Origin of the sequence: Bacillus solitudinis, from assembly GCF_002797395.1 — a bacterium.
Lineage (GTDB): Bacteria > Bacillota > Bacilli > Bacillales > Bacillaceae_D > Halalkalibacter_A > Halalkalibacter_A solitudinis.
This window is the reverse complement of the sequence record NZ_KZ454943.1, coordinates 3069827-3088959: the sequence shown is the minus strand read 5'-3', so window position 1 is coordinate 3088959 and position 19133 is coordinate 3069827. Positions and strand designations below refer to the sequence as shown.

At 39.1% G+C, this 19133-nt stretch carries 23 protein-coding genes, 1 pseudogene and 1 riboswitch; of the genes and pseudogenes, 4 read left to right on the top strand and 20 right to left on the bottom strand.

The window, feature by feature from the left end; translation table 11 throughout:
• Positions 1–116 precede the first annotated feature (116 nt).
• Both CEF19_RS15190 and CEF19_RS15185 read left to right on the top strand, forming a co-directional pair.
• A complete protein-coding gene (locus CEF19_RS15190; protein WP_100406828.1) occupies positions 117–842 on the top strand; it encodes an esterase family protein in 726 nt (241 codons plus the stop codon).
• A gap of 16 nt (positions 843–858) precedes the next feature.
• The gene (locus CEF19_RS15185) at positions 859–1281 is read left to right on the top strand and encodes a GNAT family N-acetyltransferase (protein WP_100406827.1); all 423 of its coding nucleotides are present in this window, start codon (positions 859–861) and stop codon (positions 1279–1281) included.
• A 239-nt stretch (positions 1282–1520) separates the two neighbouring features.
• Here CEF19_RS15185 and CEF19_RS24120 read toward each other — a convergent pair whose 3' ends face one another.
• From CEF19_RS24120 to CEF19_RS15125, 13 genes and pseudogenes are all read right to left on the bottom strand, one after another.
• Positions 1521–1865 (bottom strand): MTH1187 family thiamine-binding protein, encoded by a 345-nt coding sequence (locus CEF19_RS24120; protein ID WP_319830098.1) that lies wholly within the window; start codon positions 1863–1865, stop codon positions 1521–1523.
• Between the two features lie 69 nt (positions 1866–1934).
• A pseudogene (locus CEF19_RS24115) lies at positions 1935–2603 on the bottom strand (DUF1385 domain-containing protein); the annotation flags it as partial.
• Positions 2604–3170 carry a hypothetical protein gene (locus CEF19_RS15175; RefSeq protein WP_100406825.1) on the bottom strand — a complete coding sequence of 189 codons (567 nt, stop codon included), beginning with the start codon at positions 3168–3170 and terminating at the stop codon, positions 2604–2606.
• A 325-nt stretch (positions 3171–3495) separates the two neighbouring features.
• Positions 3496–4299, bottom strand: a complete 804-nt coding sequence (gene thiD / locus CEF19_RS15170; RefSeq protein WP_100406824.1) for a bifunctional hydroxymethylpyrimidine kinase/phosphomethylpyrimidine kinase — start codon at positions 4297–4299, stop codon at positions 3496–3498.
• Positions 4300–4315: 16 nt separating this feature from the next.
• The gene (gene thiO / locus CEF19_RS15165) at positions 4316–5425 is read right to left on the bottom strand and encodes a glycine oxidase ThiO (RefSeq protein WP_100406823.1); all 1110 of its coding nucleotides are present in this window, start codon (positions 5423–5425) and stop codon (positions 4316–4318) included.
• 19 nt (positions 5426–5444) lie between these two features.
• Positions 5445–6224, bottom strand: coding sequence for a thiazole synthase (locus tag CEF19_RS15160; RefSeq protein ID WP_100406822.1), 780 nt, complete (start codon positions 6222–6224; stop codon positions 5445–5447).
• Between the two features lies 1 nt (position 6225).
• On the bottom strand, positions 6226–6423 hold the full coding sequence (gene thiS, locus CEF19_RS15155) for a sulfur carrier protein ThiS (RefSeq protein ID WP_100406821.1): 198 nt from the start codon (positions 6421–6423) through the stop codon (positions 6226–6228).
• Positions 6420–7058, bottom strand: a complete 639-nt coding sequence (gene thiE, locus CEF19_RS15150) for a thiamine phosphate synthase (RefSeq protein ID WP_100406820.1) — start codon at positions 7056–7058, stop codon at positions 6420–6422. Before thiE ends, thiS begins: the two co-directional genes overlap by 4 nt.
• A gap of 77 nt (positions 7059–7135) precedes the next feature.
• A riboswitch (TPP riboswitch) is annotated at positions 7136–7243 on the bottom strand.
• A gap of 61 nt (positions 7244–7304) precedes the next feature.
• Positions 7305–8435 (bottom strand): YqgU-like beta propeller domain-containing protein, encoded by a 1131-nt coding sequence (locus tag CEF19_RS15145; RefSeq protein WP_100406819.1) that lies wholly within the window; start codon positions 8433–8435, stop codon positions 7305–7307.
• 320 nt (positions 8436–8755) lie between these two features.
• Complete coding sequence (gene aspA / locus CEF19_RS15140) at positions 8756–10171, bottom strand: aspartate ammonia-lyase (RefSeq protein ID WP_100406818.1); 1416 nt, start codon at positions 10169–10171, stop codon at positions 8756–8758.
• A 119-nt stretch (positions 10172–10290) separates the two neighbouring features.
• Positions 10291–11253: an ROK family glucokinase gene (locus CEF19_RS15135; RefSeq protein WP_100406817.1), complete on the bottom strand. Its 963-nt coding sequence runs from the start codon at positions 11251–11253 to the stop codon at positions 10291–10293.
• Positions 11254–11265: 12 nt separating this feature from the next.
• Positions 11266–11457, bottom strand: a complete 192-nt coding sequence (locus tag CEF19_RS15130) for a YqgQ family protein (RefSeq protein ID WP_100406816.1) — start codon at positions 11455–11457, stop codon at positions 11266–11268.
• Positions 11458–11478: 21 nt separating this feature from the next.
• Complete coding sequence (locus CEF19_RS15125) at positions 11479–11991, bottom strand: hypothetical protein (RefSeq protein ID WP_100406815.1); 513 nt, start codon at positions 11989–11991, stop codon at positions 11479–11481.
• Between the two features lie 122 nt (positions 11992–12113).
• Between CEF19_RS15125 and CEF19_RS15120 the strand changes: the two genes are divergently transcribed.
• Positions 12114–12512, top strand: a complete 399-nt coding sequence (locus tag CEF19_RS15120) for a YueI family protein (RefSeq protein WP_100406814.1) — start codon at positions 12114–12116, stop codon at positions 12510–12512.
• A 194-nt stretch (positions 12513–12706) separates the two neighbouring features.
• On the top strand, positions 12707–13585 hold the full coding sequence (locus tag CEF19_RS15115; protein WP_100406813.1) for a hypothetical protein: 879 nt from the start codon (positions 12707–12709) through the stop codon (positions 13583–13585).
• Here CEF19_RS15115 and CEF19_RS15110 read toward each other — a convergent pair.
• From CEF19_RS15110 to rpmG, 7 genes are all read right to left on the bottom strand, one after another.
• On the bottom strand, positions 13582–15120 hold the full coding sequence (locus CEF19_RS15110; protein WP_100406812.1) for a rhomboid family intramembrane serine protease: 1539 nt from the start codon (positions 15118–15120) through the stop codon (positions 13582–13584). The two genes, CEF19_RS15115 and CEF19_RS15110, sit on opposite strands and share 4 nt — an antisense overlap.
• Positions 15121–15133: 13 nt before the next feature.
• Positions 15134–15874, bottom strand: coding sequence for an HAD family hydrolase (locus CEF19_RS15105; protein WP_100406811.1), 741 nt, complete (start codon positions 15872–15874; stop codon positions 15134–15136).
• 140 nt (positions 15875–16014) lie between these two features.
• Positions 16015–16215 carry a sodium:proton antiporter gene (locus tag CEF19_RS15100; protein ID WP_100406810.1) on the bottom strand — a complete coding sequence of 67 codons (201 nt, stop codon included), beginning with the start codon at positions 16213–16215 and terminating at the stop codon, positions 16015–16017.
• 115 nt (positions 16216–16330) lie between these two features.
• On the bottom strand, positions 16331–17347 hold the full coding sequence (locus CEF19_RS15095) for a ThiF family adenylyltransferase (protein ID WP_100406809.1): 1017 nt from the start codon (positions 17345–17347) through the stop codon (positions 16331–16333).
• A 158-nt stretch (positions 17348–17505) separates the two neighbouring features.
• Complete coding sequence (locus CEF19_RS15090; protein WP_100406808.1) at positions 17506–18294, bottom strand: DUF92 domain-containing protein; 789 nt, start codon at positions 18292–18294, stop codon at positions 17506–17508.
• The gene (locus CEF19_RS15085) at positions 18291–18851 is read right to left on the bottom strand and encodes a 5-formyltetrahydrofolate cyclo-ligase (RefSeq protein WP_100406807.1); all 561 of its coding nucleotides are present in this window, start codon (positions 18849–18851) and stop codon (positions 18291–18293) included. The genes CEF19_RS15090 and CEF19_RS15085 overlap by 4 nt, the downstream gene beginning before the upstream one ends.
• Positions 18852–18950: 99 nt before the next feature.
• Entirely contained in the window at positions 18951–19100 is a 150-nt protein-coding gene (rpmG, locus tag CEF19_RS15080) for a 50S ribosomal protein L33 (RefSeq protein ID WP_100406806.1), read from the bottom strand.
• Positions 19101–19133: the final 33 nt, after the last annotated feature.

Sequence of the window (19133 nt, the reverse complement as noted above, 5' to 3'; positions counted from 1 at the left end):
TGACACCCTCCCTTACTCTTTCATTTTACCATATTCCACATGTACGTTCCTTATTTGTGCTCCGTTCTATGATAAAATAAGTATAAACCCAACTGTTTTTAGAAAGGATGAGCACTATGGCAGGTTATCAAGGGGCATTGTCTGACTCAGTCATTCAAAGCAAATATTTAGGAGAAGAACAAAAAATTTTAATCTATACTCCACCAAACTATTCACCATTTTCTACATACGATCTTCTAATTTGCCAAGATGGAAATGATTACTTTCAATTAGGTAGAATTCCAAGGCAAGTCGAAAGACTACTAGAAGAGGCCGAGGTACGAGAAATGATTATTATCGGCGTGCCATATCCTAGTGTGAATGAACGACGGAAACGATACCATCCCGATGGAGAAAAGGTAGAGGCCTACCTTCGTTTTCTTGCCGAAGAACTTATTCCTTTTTTAGATGATAAGTTTCCAACATATCAATTGGCTTCTGGTCGTACATTAGCTGGAGACTCGTTAGCCGGAACAGTCTCTTTTCTCGCCGCTCTTAAATACCCAGAGTTATTTGGACAAGTCATGATGCATTCACCATTTGTGAATGCTACGGTTCTCGAGGCCCTTTCTGCGTTTTCCCCAAAATCTCTTTCCATTTATCATGTCATTGGCAAACTAGAGACGGCCGTTAAGACAACAGATGGGCAAGTTCTTGACTTTCTTACACCAAATCGCGAGTTACAAAGCCGACTTAAGCAACTTCCGATTACCTACTCATACCATGAATTTGATGGCGATCATACATGGACTTATTGGCAAAAGGATTTACCGAGAGGCTTAACTACTCTACTTTCTTATTAAAAGAGGTGTCTATCAGATGCACGTTATTAAAGTTGAAACAAACAAGCAGCTTCAGGATGCTTTTCACATTCGAACGAATGTATTTGTAAAGGAACAGCACGTACCGTTGGAGGAAGAAATTGATGAGTTTGAAGACGTTTCCACTCATTTTGTTGTGTATGATAATCAGAATGTAGTAGGGGCTGGACGACTACGTTACGTAGATGATTACGGTAAAATTGAACGGATTTGTATTGCCAAAGCCGCAAGAGGACTAGGCGTGGGTCGAATGCTTATGGAAGCAATCGAAATGGAAGCAAAGCGGTGCGGTGCCTTAAAAGCGAAGTTATATGCACAAAGTCACGCTGAAAAGTTCTATGAAAAATTAGGGTATTTCACCGTTTCAGACGAGTTTCTTGATGCAGGAATTCCTCATGTGACGATGGAGAAGGAATTATGAGTTCCTAATAAGGTACTTTTTCCTTTATCAGGGCCTCTTTTAGCAATAAGCATGCCATTGCTTTGTTAAGCTTGATGAGTGGGTTAATCGCAATAAGCGAACGTGCAGATCCACTCACGCTTCCATGAAAACCCTTTTCAGTGGCGCTTCAGTATCAACCTTCTCTTAAAAACAAGGACCGGATCCCTATAAAACAAACCGCTTCCTAAACGGAGGCGGTTTGTTTATAGTCTTTTTGATTATTGTATGTGCTTGTCGGCTACGACATTGTCCTTCTCTTCATCAACTTGCTGCCGAACTGCTTCAAGCTTGCCTTCCATCGTCGTTTGTTTATCACGGCGGTCATCAATTCGTATATTTGTTGCAACACGCTTAACCCCATGTTGGAACGGTACCTCATGAATGGCCTGAATCACTTCGAATAAGACAGATAACTCTCCTTCAATAATTGTGCTCATCGGTGTTAATTGATACTTTACTTTTCCTTCATATGACTTTAACACACGGTGAATTTCAGCAACATGGCTACTAACACTTGATGTTTCTGTCCCTATCGGAATAATTGTTACATCCACAATCGCCATCTTCTTAACCTCCTTCTTTTTAATAATCAATTGTTCTGGAAATTCTGTTAGTGCTAATGTTCTATAGGATTCAATTGCTGCGAGCAAATGCATTCTCCCAGGCTCTGTTGTTGTCACATTCGTTTGAAGCCAGTAGGATATCGAAAGGACTGTTGCTTTTAACCAGCCGAATCCCTTCACCTTTATAAATGTTTGAACGATCGGAACCATCACCACCGCCCCATAAGAAGCAATCGCTAAAGCATCAAGGATTGAGAATTGAAGAACAAGGAGAATGCTTGTCCCTAAAATAACGCTTAGAAAATATATGACAACAAAATTCGTTGAACAATTACGATTTGTAATTGCTGCCTTTCTAATCGCGTATAAACGCCCTCTTTTCTTTACTCCACGGTCACTAAACACTTTATGTTCTGCACCATGATACTGACGGAGTTTTTTAGGGAAAATAAAGTGCGTACCAAACATCACATAAAATAGTGTATAAATTGGAAGACCGCTCCAACCAAAGATCGGATATATTTTGGGTATAAAAACAACTCCAAGAATAACGGTAATAAGTGTCTTAAACCATACAGGCATCGAGAAGATAACTTGTTTTAGCATAGCTAGCATTCCTGATGCATTTATTGGTTTAATCCACGTTTTTAGTCGACCTTTATGATGATACCCACAGGATATATGTTTACTTCCTATAAAAAAAACACCATTTTGATAGGAGAGACCCCGAATCAACATTTACTCCCCTCCAACTTGTGTTTTCAGCGTCCAATATGGAACATTTTTAGCCTCACCGAAAAGAGGATTTGATAAGCTTGCCTCATTCTTTTCAAGAGGAGAATGAGCTGTCCATGTATGAAGTAGATGAATCGAGGCATTTGACGGCATTTTCTCTACCTTTACGACTGCTGTTCCTCGATTTCCTAACACTTCGTTTTCGATTATCTCATTCGGGAAAGAAAATATAACTCCATTTTCTACAATAGCCCCCTCATTTTCAAGAACAATACCATCCGCATGATATAGCTTGAGGGTCGAAGAAACGACCTCAATGTTTTCACCAAGATGAATTCCTAAATAGTCTTCACCGTATAACCCATCTGTTGGCATCATTGTCCAATCCCACTCTGCTGTAATCTCCCAACCATTTTCCGTTTCTTGGATACTCGAATCGAGTTTAGCAAACTGCTCTAACTCTTCATTTGTCACAACGTCTGTATTATTTAAATAGTAGTAGCCACCAAAAACCATCACCACCATGAGTATCGCAGGTAAAAGAAGGACTATTTTATTATCACGGAACATATCGTCACCAACTTATTTTATAATCATTTTCTCTTCTAACTTAGTTTCATTATACATGAAACAAAATTTGAACTGAATAAAAGAAATGTCAAAAATAAGAAAAGCTGCTGAGTAGCCTTTTCTTAGAAGCACTGTGCGTAGATATTGCCAGGTTATTAGCCCTTAACAAGTAGTCAGTGTGTGAATTTACTGCACTTAACCGAGTGTGCTTTCACTTCTTATCCACAGGCTTAGAAAACTATCGCTTCCTAAGCAAATAAAAAGTTGAGCTATTAATTTAACAGCTCAACTTACAACTCTTCAAATCAATGGTGGGCAAACCAAATCATAAGGTGTTGATTTTCTTATATGCACTATGGTTTGTCGGTCCAATCCCCCCACCTATTGGGAGAGATTCTCTTATCGCTGCTGTGATGAATGCCTTCGCTGTTTCTACCGCACTCTTGACATCGAAACCTTTCGCTAGCTCGGCGGCGATCGCTGCTGCAAATGTACAACCTGTGCCGTGCGTATGCTTCGTTTCAATTCGATCTGACTGCAACGTGTAGATTGTTTTGCCATCGTATAATATATCAACAGCCGGGCCACCCGGCAAATGTCCCCCTTTTAAGACAACATTAGCCGGTCCAAGCTTATGAAGTTCTTTGGCAACCTGTTCCATTTCAGAAGCCGTCTTAATTTCTGGGTACCCCAAAATTTTCGCGGCTTCAGGAAGGTTTGGGGTAATGACCGTTGAAATCGGCAAAAGCTCTTCAATTAAAGCTTGAATTGCTTGCTCTTGCAGGAGAGAAGCCCCTCCTTTTGCAATCATCACTGGATCAACAACAATTTGTTTCACATTATATTCTTTTAACTTATTTGCAACGAGTGTAATAATCTCAGCGGAAAATAGCATACCTGTTTTGACACAATCCACCCCAATATCTGATAATACAGCATTAAGTTGTGCTTCTATCGCTTCTATTGTCTGCGGAAAAACCCCATGAACTCCAAGAGTATTCTGAGCTGTTAAAGCCGTAATAACAGTCATGCCAAACGTATCAAGCTCTTGAAAGGTTTTCAAATCAGCTTGAATTCCTGCTCCTCCTCCACTGTCAGACCCTGCAATTGTTAATGCTTTTGCAGTCATCTCTCACCCTCCATTCTTATGAAAAACGCTCTGGTTTAAATAGATTTAATGGCACATGTTCAGCCAAACCATCAACAATATTTGCAACAGATACTGCTGTAACTGGACTTAGCAAGATTCCATTTCGATAATGACCTGTAGCCATTATCACATGGGGAGCTTCCTCTAAGGAACCAATCAGTGGATAGCCATCCTGAGTTGCAGGACGCAAACCAGCCCAGCGGTGAAACGGCTTCATCTCTTTTAAGAATGGGAAAATTTGATAATTCCAGTTTGTCAGTCTCAAAATGCCTTTTTCAGTGACATCCGTGGCAAAGCCAGCAATGTCTTCTGATGCACCGTTTACAATGGTACCATTGCCTTTTGGAACAAGATATCCCTGACTCGTGTAGACGATATGATTCACTCTACCTTGAAGATTATCATAGGCACAAATTTGTCCGCGAATTGGATACACGGGAATTCGGAGTGAAAATGTCTCTTCTAATTCTTGCGCCCATGCACCTGAACAAATAACCAGTTTTTCACTCGTAAATATCCTGCCATCCATTGATTGAAGCTTTATATCCCCACGCCATTCAAGCACTGAAACGTGTTCTAACTCATCACAAATCGTGACTCCCTGATTGCGGCATGCCTCCTCGAGGGCCCTTACATAATCCGGTGCAAAGACGTGACTTTCTTCCGGGTAATGCATCGCTGCGATAATATTATCTGAGAGCTCAGGCTCTTTTTGTTTTAGCTCTCCAGCCGTCAAAATATTAGCTTCAGTTCCCCAGTCTTTTTGCCAAGACTGCCTAGTTTCTAATGCGAGTAAATCAGCCTCATGGTATACAGCATGTAAGCTGCCACTATTTATGTATTCAAACCCTCTGTTAGAAAGTCGCTTTACTTCTTTCTGCCACGTTGGGTATAATCTCAAACTAGCTAAACATAATTGAAAAAAGTCATCCGGATCTTCGCCGATTTCAGAAAAAGGAGCAAGCATTCCTGCCGCTGCTCCCGAGGCTTGGCCTCCGCACTTACTTTTCTCTAAAACTGTAACCTGATGACCTCTGTTATTTAGCTCCAGGGCACTTGCTAGTCCAATAACGCCACCACCAAGGACAATTATTCGCTCTCCCATGACTGTCACTTCCTCTACATTACGTCGAAATTAAAGATGTTAACCCACTACTGGCCGTAGCATATTTCTTTTTTTGAATTCTTCCCGCTTCATACGAAAGACGTCCTGCCTCAATCGCATATTTCATTGCTAATGCCATTTTTGCCGGATCCTTTGCTTTTGCGACTGGTGTATTCATTAACACACCATCAACCCCAAGTTCCATTGCTTGAACAACGTCCTGAGCTGAACCAAGCCCCGCATCGACAATAATCGGTACATTCGATTGTTCGGCAATTAACGCAATGTTATAAGGATTTAATATACCAAGGCCCGTTCCAATTGGGGAGCCCCCAGGCATGACAGCAGCTGCTCCTGCTTCTTCCAACCTTCTACAGAGAATGGGATCATCAGATGTATAAGGTAATACGACAAAGCCTTCTTTTGCAAGGACTTCTGTGGCCTTTAAGGTTTCAATTGGGTCCGGTAATAGCGTTCGTTCGTCGGCACTTATTTCTATTTTAATCCAATTACTAAGTCCCGATGCTTTGGCAAGTCGTGCAATTCTGATGGCCTCTTCTGCATTAGTTGCTCCAGAGGTGTTCGGTAAATATATAAAATTTGTTCGGTCTAAATGTTGGAGAATGGCATCTTCCCCTGGCTCATCTAAATTCACACGACGAATGGCAAATGTTAATACCTCTGCCCCTGAAGCTTTAATCGCTTCATTTTGAACGAATGGATTTGGGTATCGTCCTGTTCCTATAAAAAATCGTGAGGAAAGTTCCTTCCCTGCAATAATTAGCTTTTTCCGTTTCATGTCATCCTCCCCCTACAAAGTGGACAAGTTCAATTTTCATTTCAGGTTCTACGTTTGTGCTATCCCACTGTTCTCTATCAATAATGACACCATTTACTTCAGTAACGACAAGATGCTCTTCAAGATTAAAATAGCGAACTACATCTGTCAGGGTGTCCACATCGATCGTATGAGCGACTCCATTTACAAGTAGCTTCATTTTTGAATGACTCCTTTGCTTGCAAGAATTTCTTTAAACGTTTCACATGTTCCTTTTATATCTGCTGCCCCGACAATTTCACTAATCATACAAATCCTTGTTGCACCCGCCTCAAGAACTTGGTTCACATTATGAAGCTTTATGCCACCAATAGCGACAAAAGGTATTGTGATTTCTGAGACCACTTGTTTAATGTACTCAGTTGTGACAGGATCGACAACATCTTCCTTGCTTTGAGTTTGGAAAATTGGACCAACTCCAATATAATCAGCCCCACCTACTTCAGCCTCTCTAGCCTCTTCTATTTCGTGTGTAGAAATCCCAATAATTTTATTAGGACCCAGTATCTTTCTTACTTCCTCTAAGGGTAAATCATCCTGACCAACATGCACACCATCCGCACCAACGGCAAGGGCAACATCAATATGGTCGTTGACAATAAATATAACATCATGCTTTCTAGTCAATTCACGAAGCGCTCTAGCCTTCTTTAACACTTCAAGTTTTGAACTTTTCTTATCCCTTAATTGGATGATGTCCGAACCCCCAAGAATCGCTTGTTCTATCACTTCACTTAATTCTCGGTCCGGATGAAACTCTTCTCCAGTGATTGTATAAAGATTAAACTCACGCATTTATAATCAACCCTTTCATATCACAAAAAAATAAAAAGCCGCATTCCAACGAACAGAATACGGCTACACATGATTAACTCACTGGCAGTCGACTTCCCTACGCTGGCTTGAACCAGATCAGGTACGAGGGTAAAAGGTATACCTTTTTCTCAGCCTGCTTCACGCAAACACCCCTAGCCTTCTACAACTATTAATTTGATTTAATTCTATTATGACAGAACACGCAAGAATTGCAAGAACCGCATTTTATTCATACATTGGATACATGGTTTGGCTTGCAATATCAAAAATTTGTTCAAAACTGTTTCCAACCAGAATATAATCCTCTTTTGGAGAAATCGCGAGAGGAACATGTTCTTTAAGTTCGGACAGTTTTTCCCCTGTATTCGTCCTTACATAATATGCCATCAAATCATAACCATCCGAATAACTAAAATAATCCCCACTATATTTCGGACGAAGATAATAAATGATTTCATCCTTTTTGCCGAAAGTATGAAAAGGAATCCACCACTGTTCTGAGTATGTGTTTAAAATTGGCATATCAAGATGGCTTACAATTGATTCATTTCGAAAGTCATGAAACGTATAGTCCGAGTGGAGATCATAAATGGTATCTACTGTGACTGTAAATGAAATGTCTGGAGACGCATTAACAAAAGCAATGATGTCATCTTGTACTGTTTGTTCTTCTTGTGTATCTAGATTGAAGAAAACAAGTGGTGCATGATAGCTCGGTTCCAGTTGATCCCAGTTTAAGTAAGCAATTTTCTGTTCTGATACCCATTGAATATACGACTGTTCAATCGGAAGTGGTTTGACTTTTTGCTCACTAGCTTTTATAAAATAAACGTCCAATTCCCAATCAGGTAAATATGCGATAAGAATAAACTCATCACGATTAAATGAGCTCCAATAAACTGAATAATCTTCTCCAAAGTCTTCTATTTCCATTTGAATCTGACCCGACGAATCAACGATTAAAACTTTCGATTCGTCTTCCTCATTCACCGTCTGAATGGCAAACAATGAATAGTCATGATTTTCTCTAATATTGATAATCCAATCTTCCGTATCAAAAAAGGGCATTGTTTCTCCTGAATGTACATCATGAATGACTAATGAAAACAACTCTTCTCTTTCTGTTAAATAAAGGACCGAAGTTTCATTAAACCAACCTTGAATTTCTGAAGAGACAGTTTCATTTTCGAAGAGGGGGGAAATTGGTGAACCTGAGAAAAAGGATGATGGTGCATTCCGTTTTTTAGGAATATCAGATAAACTACCGGGTGATGGTTGCCCCTCAAGCTTCGTTGAAAAGCAGCCTACACATGTAATTAAAAAAATAAAAAGTAATACCCATCTGAAAAAAACCATAAACTCTCCCCCCTTTTCTATCTGCTTACCTATCCTACACTATTGCGACCTAAGTTTGCTATTTTTATTTCCCTTTTATATTAGACGTATAAACTAAACCTAATGTTTCAACTTTTTTATAAACATTTATTGACTCAAAAAAGACACCTTTTTAGCTTCCCAAAGAAGCGGCAATTGCTCCGAACGTCGCGCGCCCACTATGAGAAACCCGTTCATAGAGAGCTGAGATGTCTTTTTCACTCATTGCTTAAGAGGGCACTGAAAGAGGTAAAATCATACCTTTTTCAGTGCCCTCTTTTTTTGGCGTTCTCATGTTCTCATCATCCGTAAATAAACCGGGCCCCTGCAATACCTGGATTGGTCATTTCCTTCGCGTCAAGAATTTCATTTAATTCTTCTTCAGACAAGATACCTCTCTCTATGCAAATCTCTCGAACGGACCGGTCTGTTTGAATCGCTTCTTTGGCAATCCTTGTAGCGACCTCATAGCCAACATGAGGATTAATCGCAGTGATAATCCCAACACTTTTCTCAACTAACTCTTGGCAACGTTCAATATTAGCGGTAATTCCTTCAATGGTATATTTCGTGAAAACAGTGATACCGTTTTGTAAAATCGATAATGATTGCAATAAATTAAAGACAAGCACTGGCTCCATTACATTCAGTTCAAGCTGACCTGCTTCAGATGCTAAGCTAATCGTATGGTCGTTTCCGATGACTTGAAAGGATATTTGATTAATAACCTCACACATAACCGGATTTACTTTTCCAGGCATAATCGATGAACCTGGCTGCCTTGGCGGTAAATTAATTTCATTCAATCCTGTTCGTGGTCCTGAACTCATCAACCGTAAATCGTTAGCTATTTTAGAAATATTAATGGCTAAAATCTTTAAAGCACTAGATAGTTCTGTGTAAGCATCCGTATTTTGCGTAGCATCAACTAAGTTCTCAGCCGTTTTAAATGGTAAACCCGTAATGTCAGCTAGATAGTTTGCAACTTTCTCTATATATTTAGGTTGAGCGTTTAGTCCTGTCCCAACAGCTGTTGCGCCCATATTAATTTCAAATAGATGGCCAACTGAGCTTTTAATTCTCCCTAAATCTCTCGTTAAAACTCTACGGTAAGAACCGAATTCTTGTCCTAAACGAATGGGAACGGCATCTTGTAGATGGGTTCGTCCCATCTTTAAAACAGTGTCAAATTCTTGTTCTTTTTCTTTCATCGCCTCAATTAACTTTAGAAGAGCATCTGTTAAACCTTCTGAAAGATGCAAACATGCAATATGGATCGCAGTTGGAAATGCATCATTCGTAGATTGGGCCATATTTACATGAGTATTCGGGCTCAAACGCATATACTCACCTTTTTGGCCACCAAGAAATTCTATTGCACGATTGGCTATCACTTCATTGGCATTCATGTTAAATGATGTACCAGCCCCACCTTGAATTGAATCAACAATAAAATGACTAACTAGTTTTCCATCAATAACCTCTTCTGAAGCTTCAATAATTGCATCCGCAATATTCTTCTGAAGTGCTCCTACATCACGATTTGCCATTGCTGCAGCTTTTTTTACATAGCCAAACGCTCGAATCAATTCTGGGTGAGGCGGATATCCTGTAATCGGAAAATTCTCCTGGGCACGCATTGTTTGTATGCCGTAATAAGCATCTTTTGGAACCTGCTTCTCACCCAATAAATCGCGTTCTATTCGATAGTCCTCCATGTTTGTAGTCCCCTTTTTTCTTTACTCGAATATTATAGTACCCTTCAAACATACTATCATGTAAAGAACGATGAACTCATACTATATCGTATGTAATTATTGATAATATGTGTAGATTATTAGCCAAGCTGTTTAGCAATCCAGGCACTTCCAATCACACCTGCATCATTCCCTAATGTCGCTATTTTAAACTCAGCACCCTCTGCTACTCGCTTTAAAGCAAATTTCTTAAAGTGCCGTTCAATTGGCTGAAGAACTAAATCCTCGGCTCTAGACACCCCTCCACCAATAACGATTTTTGACGGATTAAATGAATTAGCAATATTCGCTAATGCAAGGCCAAGATGAAACGATATCGTCTCAATAATCTCTTTTGCATATTCGTCCCCTGCCCTTACAGCATCGAACACATCCTTTGTAGAGAGAACACCTGCTTCTTTATATACGTCATGAAGCTGACTATTCGCTTGGTTAGTTAAGCCTTCTGTGGCTAATCGTGCAATGCCAGTCGCCGAGGCTAAGGTTTCTAGACAACCTGTTTTACCACAGTTACAAGGGAAACCTCCTTCAGGAATAGATGTAATATGCCCAACTTCTCCGGCCATACCATTGACTCCATGGAGAATTTCTCCGTTTGCGATAATTCCTCCTCCCACACCCGTCCCGAGTGTGATACATAGAAGGTTTTTAGCGCCCTCTCCTGCTCCCTGCCACATTTCCCCTAAAGCAGCTACATTTGCATCGTTATCAATTTTAACTGGAAGACCTGTCTCCTGTTCTAGAACATCTTTAAGAGCAAAATCCTTCCAACCAATATTTACCGCCTCGTAAATATAACCTGTCTCCATTTCAATAAAAGCGGGTGCTCCCATCCCAATCGCAACAAGCTGTTCTTTTGATTTTCCGAGTTTATGTAATTTCTCATCAATAGCTTTTGAAATATCAGAGGTTATATTCTTGCCACCATCCCTCTTATCTGTAGGGATTTCCCACTTTTGGATAATATCACCGTTTCCTGATACAAATGCCATTTTTATTGTTGTGCCCCCTAAGTCAACACCAACATACCATTTCTTATCCATAGTACCCACCTTCTACATGTGACCATGTTTCTCTTTTTGGATTATGAGCAATGCTTGCAAAAACACTGATGTTTCAACCATTTTCCAGTTATGCAATTCACGAATCTCTTCTTCCATTAACTCTAAATCGAGTTGTGTATCACGTGTATAAATGATCGTTCCGTGTTTTTTTAATAACTGTTGAACATCATAAAGTGTATTCATCCTGCTCACCTCTCGTCCTTATTATAACAGCTTAAGGATCGATACGAAAAGTAGCCAAATGAGTGGAATGTAGGCAATCTGAGCATGACGCCACATTATTCGCCGAATTTGAAGTTGGATATAAAGACCTAAAAAGATAGATATGAAAAAGAAAGTCCCTGCAAATAACGTAAAAAACGCCCGCCACTCTAAAATCCCCCACTCCATTCCCATAAAAAAGAATAAGCAAGCAATTAACGCAAGTAATAGCTTATCATCAGGATGAAAGAAACCAAGTGTTGGGTGAAAGCGAGTAAACGCTGCTACTATAATAATAAGGGCAATAATAGCAAGACCCATTTCCATTAAACGAAAAGCAAACCAACCGCTAATAAACATCCCAAGTAACATCCCAATATATGTTAAAAACAAGAAACATACACTAAATATAATTAAAGAAAAAGGGCGCGGGGCCATTCTTGGTGCGGCAAGTAACCCTCCCACAGTCATGCCAATTGCAAAAACAAACAATAGCATCATCATTATTGACCACATCTACACACAACTCCTTTACTCATAATGCAATTTCGTATATGGTATGATATGTGTGAGGATAATAAATAAGGACAAGAATTTTTCTAGCTTCATATTTACATAAAGAAAGAAGGGCTGTATGCGTGGATCAGAAAATGAAGGATGTTATTGACCGAGCATTATACGGAGTACCAGAGATAAAACCGGAAGAGCGAGGGTTGTTTCTTTCAACTATTATTGAACGAATTTATCTAGCCTTAACAAAGAAACAGGTTATCCGGGGTGGAATGTATGAAGAAGCGATTCGATTAATGAAAACGAAGCAAAATCTCCACCTTTATATAAATGGAAACCTCGCATACAAAACTTATTCGAATTATATTCAGGAAGCCTCCAAACATAATTGTCGTTTTACAGTGGTTACCCCTCCAAGAACCACCCCATTTGGTCTTGTTCTAGCCGATGAATCAAGTGCCATTGAATCAACTAATATGTTTGTCAAAGACGAATTATATCAGCTTGATATGGAAGAAATCGAATAAATCCACTAAAGACTAGAACCTTGTTTGAAGGAACTAGTCCTTTTTAATACCGGTCTCTCTTCTTACCCCATTCAAAAGCAACATTTTTTTCATTCACCTTCCTTTTATCAGCTAAATAGGGATGATTTGAACACATAATTTACTTGTCCTCTACATATTAATGAGCATAAAGTTTGTCCATTGGAGGGACTTCGATGCGTAAAAAAATTTACATTTCACTGATTATTATGACATCCCTACTCGTAGGACTGTCACTGACCTTTGGGTTAAAGTCAGAACCATTCAAAGAAGCCTTAACATTTTTCCCACTAGACCCCCAAGCAACGTTTGATGTTGCAACTTCTCAACTAGCGCTCCAATCAATTGAAGATGAAGATGAATATCGCTTAAAATGGCAAACTAAATCTCTTCTAAATCAGTCTGCTTATTTAAGACAAGACGTTTCGCTTTTATTTGAAGATGGTTATTTAAAGGATATCCTTTCTACTTGGGAGGAGAATACAAACCAAATCATCCAAGATAAATCAGTACTTGGAGAGGATAGCGGTCATTATAAAGTGATTACTTTTCACCATGCAGAGCTTCACTACCCAAACGACGTCATTAAAAGCGCACAAACGTTAAGCTTTGATGAGCTTTATGTGATTGATTCACCTTTAAGTTCTCTTCATTCTTTTCGTACACCTGATAACGAAAAGGACTTAGAAAGTAAACGGATACTTGATTACATTTTAGAACAACAGCAAAAATATGATTGGGATGACCTTTTTGAGTACTATCAAATCCCAGATGAGAAATATACACGTATTCCCCTTACTCAAATAGGTCGTTTTCTAGAAACACCGATTCCTGGACTCACTCAAGAAGAGACCGCCACATTTTTAGGGGGGCTCTGGGAAGGAATTTATAAAAATTATGTGCTAAGTATCCAAAAAAGTGATGGTTCAATCGTTAGTCCCCTTGGTTCAACCGTTCCATTAGTATTAATACCAGAGGACCCTGACCATTTTATGATTTTATTCCGTTGTGCAGACGGTGAACCCATTCAACTTCTTCAAACCTTAAGTTACTAAAACGTTTCTATTTGGTCTTTTAGTTGGGAGTATATCTCTTCATCTGGAGCTAACTCTAATGCTTGTGACACGGAGGCTAATGCCTCCTCATATGATCCAAGTTCTACATATACAAGAGCTAGATTATAATGCGCTTCATGAAATGTTGGCCTTAGCTCTATCGTCTTTAGTAAATGTGTCTTAGCTTCTTGAAAGTTCTCAAAATCAGCTTCAGCATACGCGAGTAAAAAATACGCTTCTGGTAATTCTGTACCTTGTTCTACCGCTTTAACTAGAAAGGGATATGCCTTATCTACGGCGTCTTGTTGCAAATATTCTTGGGCAATTTGAACAGGCAACACATCTGAGGTAACCTTATGTTCATTCGTTATTCCAAATAAGTAAAGGCCCCCTCCTAAAAAAGTTATTAAGATAAATGCACCTAGCTGCCTAATTTGCCTGCGATGTTTAGGAAGATGAACCAATGCAGATGCAAGAAATCCTCCTACCAACCCTCCTAAATGAGCCCCATTATCAATCATAGGTAAGGAAAACCCAAAGATCAGGTTTAGTGCTAATATGATTATTAAATTTCTTCCCATCGTTCGAAAGAACAATTTACGGTGAATGGTACCAAAATAAAGTAAAGCACCGAAACAACCAAAAATTGCACCAGACGCTCCGGCTGCAACCTGTTCATTAAAAGCAAAGCTTGAGATCGATCCCAGTATACCTGCTAGAAAATAAATGACTAAAAAGCGACTGGTCCCATAAATCCGCTCAACGGCCGAACCTAAGTAAAACAACGCTAAAGAGTTCATAACGACATGCAATAGTCCAATATGTAAAAACATAGCGCTTATAAAACGCCACCATTCCCCTTCTAAAATTAGCGGATTGTACTTTGCTCCAAATTCAATCAACGTTAAAATGGACGTACTCCCTCCGCTCCGTTCCAACTGATAGAAAGCAATTGCTATCAATAGTAAAAAACTGAACGTGGCAATTGGTTTTCCATACGTAAATAATGAACGTTCAAATGTTTCTTTTTGTTCCGCTTTCTGTCTTACTACTTGTCGTAAATTCAATGTTTTTAATTCTATTTGATCAACATCGGATTCTATTTGAAAATCGGGGATGTAATAAGTTCCCAATCTTGTCATTAAAGCTTGTTTTCTAGCCACCTCTTCTTGAAACAAGAGGGTCGTGTGCACGGTAATATTATGTTTTTTCCCTACTACCATTGGCTTTTGAAGATGCTCCCACGAATCAACAGGAGGATAGATGGACACATAGATATTTTCCGCTACCATGTTCTTCAAGCGGAGCTGCCTTCTAACTAATTCAAATTTCCTAGCTGATTCGACAATATCCTTCTTAAGCCAATTCGCCCAATCTATATCAGAACGAACGATACGGATAATCCGCCGTGGCTTTGAATCCTCTTCTTCTAACCAAACTTCCTTTTCACGAATATCATGAACTCGAAAATCACGTTCTACCACAAAAAAATGAACGAGTTGCCAAAAATAGTTATCATGCCGTAAGACCTCCATGACCTCATCCTCTCTAGCTATTATCAATTAACCAATCAAACACTTCCCCAAGACTCTCACATTCATGAATAGGTTCATGTGCTGTCGTACCAGGTATTTTTCTCGTATTTAAATAAAGAGCTTCCCACCCGGCATTTTTAGCCCCAACCACATCCTGTTCCCAAGAATCGCCGACAAATAAGCAAGAATTGGCTTTTTCCCCAAGCTCATCAGCCATCATTATAAAAATTTTAGCCTCAGGCTTAGCAAATCCAATTTCTTCGGAGATTAGAATATGCTCTTTTTTTATCATTTCCTTGTTAAGTCCAATTTTCTTCAATTGTCGATACTGCTTTTGAGGCATTCCATTCGAAATGATACCCGTTTTTATTTGATGATGTTTTAACCATTGCATTAACGGTAATAGCGCTTCATCTGGTTCACTAAACGTGTCAATGATATCGTCATAACGCTGATGAAAACGATCTGCAAGGCTATCATTTGTTCGAAAGCCGAATGCATGCATCGTCTCTTCAAACCTTAAACGACGATATGTGACAACATCAATCGTTCCCTCGTTATAGACCCCCCAAAAACGGTCACAATTTTTCTTGAATATGAAAAACCAATCCTCAAATGAAACAGGAGCGCTGTTATATTTCTTCAAAAAGGGAATCACCTCATGCTGATAACAATAGTCGATAGATTGATTAAAAGCCTTTTCATGGCTATATAATGTATTATCTAAATCAAAACAAACGGCTTTCCACTTCATCACAATTCCTCCATTAACTTTATTATAGCAACCACTTTTATGAATAGAATACTAATAGCTCTTATCTTTTCTTTTAATTTTTTATGACCAAAGAAAGAGCAACTCCACTTTATAAGTAGGTTGCTCAAGCTTCCATCAGGCTATGACATATTAGTACGTTCAGGTTGAAAAACCGAACCGAGCATTCTATCTCGAATCATCGGGATTTGCATTGCTAGCGTTACCGCAAGCTTCCTAAGGAGCTTACGACCTAAAAATGCATTAATAACACGGTAACGATACTTATACGCAAAATAAAAAGAAACGATTAAAGATATCATAGAAAATAAACGGTTAATCATCGATATCCCTCCTTCTTGTTACTTTGTGAAGGAACAAGTAAGATTATCCACAAAAATAAATCCAGTATACCCCTTTTAAGGAAATACTGGACAACTGAGTGAAGATTTATTTTGGTTAATCACCAATATACTTACTGTACAGGCTTCTTGCTCTTGTAATATCATCCGTTCCTTGAATTAAAATTCGACCATCTGGGAAAATGACTAATCTCTCACCTTCTTGAAGTTGGACACGGAGGAGAAACGGTGTCGTTTTAACTTCAGCAATCGGGTGCAAACGTTCAGCCCATTCTTTTAAGTCATTTTTCTGATGGCGCTTTATTTGAACAGTTTCACGACCACAAAGAGTCGTGACTTCATCTTCCATTTCACTTAAGGCAGGATACTTCTTTAATTGACATGTTGGACAATCCTTTTTGGGTGCGCTAAACTTCATATCAAATTGATGATTATTCCAAATATCAAACGTACGTAACGTACTCCGTAACGCCTGAAAATCCTCAACTAAATACTTAAGTGCTTCTACAACTTGATAAGAAGAAACAAGATCGACCACTGGACTTATAACACCAATCGTGTCACACGTTTGTCCCTGTCCATCCCCCTGTTGAATAAAGCAACGTAAACAAGGTGTCTGCCCCGGTATAAACAGTGCTGACATACCTCTTGCACTTACTGCCCCGCCATAGGCAAAAGGAATGCCACGTTTAAAGCAAGCATCGTTAAGTAAAAAACGTGTTTTAAAATTATCGGTTCCATCAAGAACAAGATCAATGCCATCTAAAAGATTATGAATATTGTCAAGATTCACATCACCAACAATACCTTCTATCGTCACATCTGAATTAATTAAACGTAGCTTTTTTTCGGCTGCAACAGCCTTTGGTGTACTATCATGAACATCTTGTTCGTCAAATAGCATCTGTCTTTGCAAATTACTTGCTTCAACATAATCACGGTCTATGAGACGAACATACCCGATGCCAGAACGAACTAAATGATTGGCAATCACTGTTCCTAAAGCACCAACACCTACAACAAGGACCCGACTGTTTAGCAGTTTCTCTTGTCCTTCATTACCTATAGGTGTAAATAACATCTGTCTTGAGTAGCGGTTAAACTGATTATCCATGTCCTCACTCCTTACATTATGTGTTCAAGGCTGTTTTGCACTTCCACCACCTTTTCATAAACAAAGTCTATAGATTAAAAGAAGAATCATTTAACACCTTAGACATTGGAAACCTGTTCACTTCTCTCGACTAAGACATGGGAGTTTATAACCCGACTTCAAAGCAAAATCAGACCTAAAACGAGTCCAAACAATCCTCCTGAGACAGTACAAATGAAATTAACTGTGTCATTATTCACCCATTTGAGTCCAGAAATATGCTCTGTTGCTTCGTGACAATGGAGCGTTTGCTCTGTTTCAATCTTGCAAACTTTACATCGATAAAGAACCTGCAATGCAGCTCCTGCTAACGTATCAATTAGATTCCCTAGAAATCCCGCTATCGTAAAGGCAAGCAAAAAGATGTGGCTATTGTAGGAGCTACTCCACCAAAAAAAAATAGAACAGACAACGATTAAAAAGCTCCCTGCAAACGCACCTGCTGAACCTACTGCTGTAACTGCACCTGAAGTTCCGGAGTTCACTCGCTTCCATGTGATAATATGGAGCGGACGTTGCTTACTTAGAATACCAATTTCAGATGCCCACGTATCTGCATTTGCAGCAGCTAAACTGGTGACAAATGCACAAATCAGTATAGAGGAAGGGAAAAATCCATAGATTAAAGCAAGGATCGCAGCCATACCGCCATTCGCTAACACTTGCCAGCCGTCTCTTTGATTGCCTTTTTCAATAATATCATTTTCTTTTCTTTCTTTTTGAAAATAACCCAAAAGGTTCGAACTAACAAAAAAGACGCCTAATAGTAAAAGTCCGGGCAAACCTAATCCAAATACAATCGACATTCCAACAAGGACTGCAGTCACGGCCCCTGATTTTGTAAGCTTTTTTAGAATGTAAGCAATCATTGATAGAATAACCACGATTAGGGAAAGAATTAGAATCATCGTACTATACCTTCAGGTGTAATAAGATGTCCAACTGGCACGTCATGCTTTTCTGTTGGAACCTTGTTTACAATTTGACAGTCAAAGGCAAGAGCTACAGTTTCACCTTTAAAGTCTACCAAATAACGATCATAATAGCCTCCACCAAATCCTAAACGGTACCCATGAACATCAAATGCCACACCTGGTACGACCATTACATCAATTTCATCGGGGGTAAGGAGTTGACAGTTTTCAATTTTTGGCTCTTTCAACTCAAAGAATGTTTCTTCCAAATCATCATAATCCTTTAGAATATAAAAGCACATTACATTTTTCTCTTTATTGATTCTAGGTACTGCTATTTGTTTATTAAGTGCCCAGGCTGCTTCAATTATGTATGTAGTACAAACTTCTCTTCTTCGCGATATCGTTATCCCTATTGTGCCAGCTTCTTTCCAATAAATGTTCCTAAATAAATGGTCAGCAATATTTGCTGAAAGATCTTTGTGTTGATTATTAGAGAGTTTGTCTAATTGTTGTAAGACTTGTTTTCTTAATGTTTTCTTTTCTATCATCACTTCACTCTCCTTGTTTCCTTAAAGTGTAGCTTATATATGAACCTCTTCATATAGGGATAAAACATTAAAAAAAATAAGCAGTGGAAAATCCGCTGCTTATTTTGTCTCACGATGAAGTGTGTGGCGCTTTAATCGCGGGCTGTATTTTTTGAATTCAATACGCTCAGGATTTGTTCGCTTGTTTTTTGTTGTAATATAGTTACGATCGCCTGTCTCAGTGCAAGCAAGAGTGACATTTACACGCATTCGTTATCCCTCCAAACCTTTGCTTTCTTCATA

Coding starts and splice junctions, on each gene's coding strand:
- CEF19_RS15190 (WP_100406828.1), top strand. CDS start 117: ATGGCAGGTTATCAAGGGGCATTGTCTGACTCAGTCATTCAAAGCAAA.
- CEF19_RS15185 (WP_100406827.1), top strand. CDS start 859: ATGCACGTTATTAAAGTTGAAACAAACAAGCAGCTTCAGGATGCTTTT.
- CEF19_RS24120 (WP_319830098.1), bottom strand. CDS start 1,865: ATGGCGATTGTGGATGTAACAATTATTCCGATAGGGACAGAAACATCA.
- CEF19_RS15175 (WP_100406825.1), bottom strand. CDS start 3,170: ATGTTCCGTGATAATAAAATAGTCCTTCTTTTACCTGCGATACTCATG.
- thiD (WP_100406824.1), bottom strand. CDS start 4,299: ATGACTGCAAAAGCATTAACAATTGCAGGGTCTGACAGTGGAGGAGGA.
- thiO (WP_100406823.1), bottom strand. CDS start 5,425: ATGGGAGAGCGAATAATTGTCCTTGGTGGTGGCGTTATTGGACTAGCA.
- CEF19_RS15160 (WP_100406822.1), bottom strand. CDS start 6,224: ATGAAACGGAAAAAGCTAATTATTGCAGGGAAGGAACTTTCCTCACGA.
- thiS (WP_100406821.1), bottom strand. CDS start 6,423: ATGAAGCTACTTGTAAATGGAGTCGCTCATACGATCGATGTGGACACC.
- thiE (WP_100406820.1), bottom strand. CDS start 7,058: ATGCGTGAGTTTAATCTTTATACAATCACTGGAGAAGAGTTTCATCCG.
- CEF19_RS15145 (WP_100406819.1), bottom strand. CDS start 8,435: ATGGTTTTTTTCAGATGGGTATTACTTTTTATTTTTTTAATTACATGT.
- aspA (WP_100406818.1), bottom strand. CDS start 10,171: ATGGAGGACTATCGAATAGAACGCGATTTATTGGGTGAGAAGCAGGTT.
- CEF19_RS15135 (WP_100406817.1), bottom strand. CDS start 11,253: ATGGATAAGAAATGGTATGTTGGTGTTGACTTAGGGGGCACAACAATA.
- CEF19_RS15130 (WP_100406816.1), bottom strand. CDS start 11,457: ATGAATACACTTTATGATGTTCAACAGTTATTAAAAAAACACGGAACG.
- CEF19_RS15125 (WP_100406815.1), bottom strand. CDS start 11,991: ATGTGGTCAATAATGATGATGCTATTGTTTGTTTTTGCAATTGGCATG.
- CEF19_RS15115 (WP_100406813.1), top strand. CDS start 12,707: ATGCGTAAAAAAATTTACATTTCACTGATTATTATGACATCCCTACTC.
- CEF19_RS15110 (WP_100406812.1), bottom strand. CDS start 15,120: ATGGAGGTCTTACGGCATGATAACTATTTTTGGCAACTCGTTCATTTT.
- CEF19_RS15105 (WP_100406811.1), bottom strand. CDS start 15,874: ATGAAGTGGAAAGCCGTTTGTTTTGATTTAGATAATACATTATATAGC.
- CEF19_RS15100 (WP_100406810.1), bottom strand. CDS start 16,215: ATGATTAACCGTTTATTTTCTATGATATCTTTAATCGTTTCTTTTTAT.
- CEF19_RS15095 (WP_100406809.1), bottom strand. CDS start 17,347: ATGGATAATCAGTTTAACCGCTACTCAAGACAGATGTTATTTACACCT.
- CEF19_RS15090 (WP_100406808.1), bottom strand. CDS start 18,294: ATGATTCTAATTCTTTCCCTAATCGTGGTTATTCTATCAATGATTGCT.
- CEF19_RS15085 (WP_100406807.1), bottom strand. CDS start 18,851: ATGATAGAAAAGAAAACATTAAGAAAACAAGTCTTACAACAATTAGAC.
- rpmG (WP_100406806.1), bottom strand. CDS start 19,100: ATGCGTGTAAATGTCACTCTTGCTTGCACTGAGACAGGCGATCGTAAC.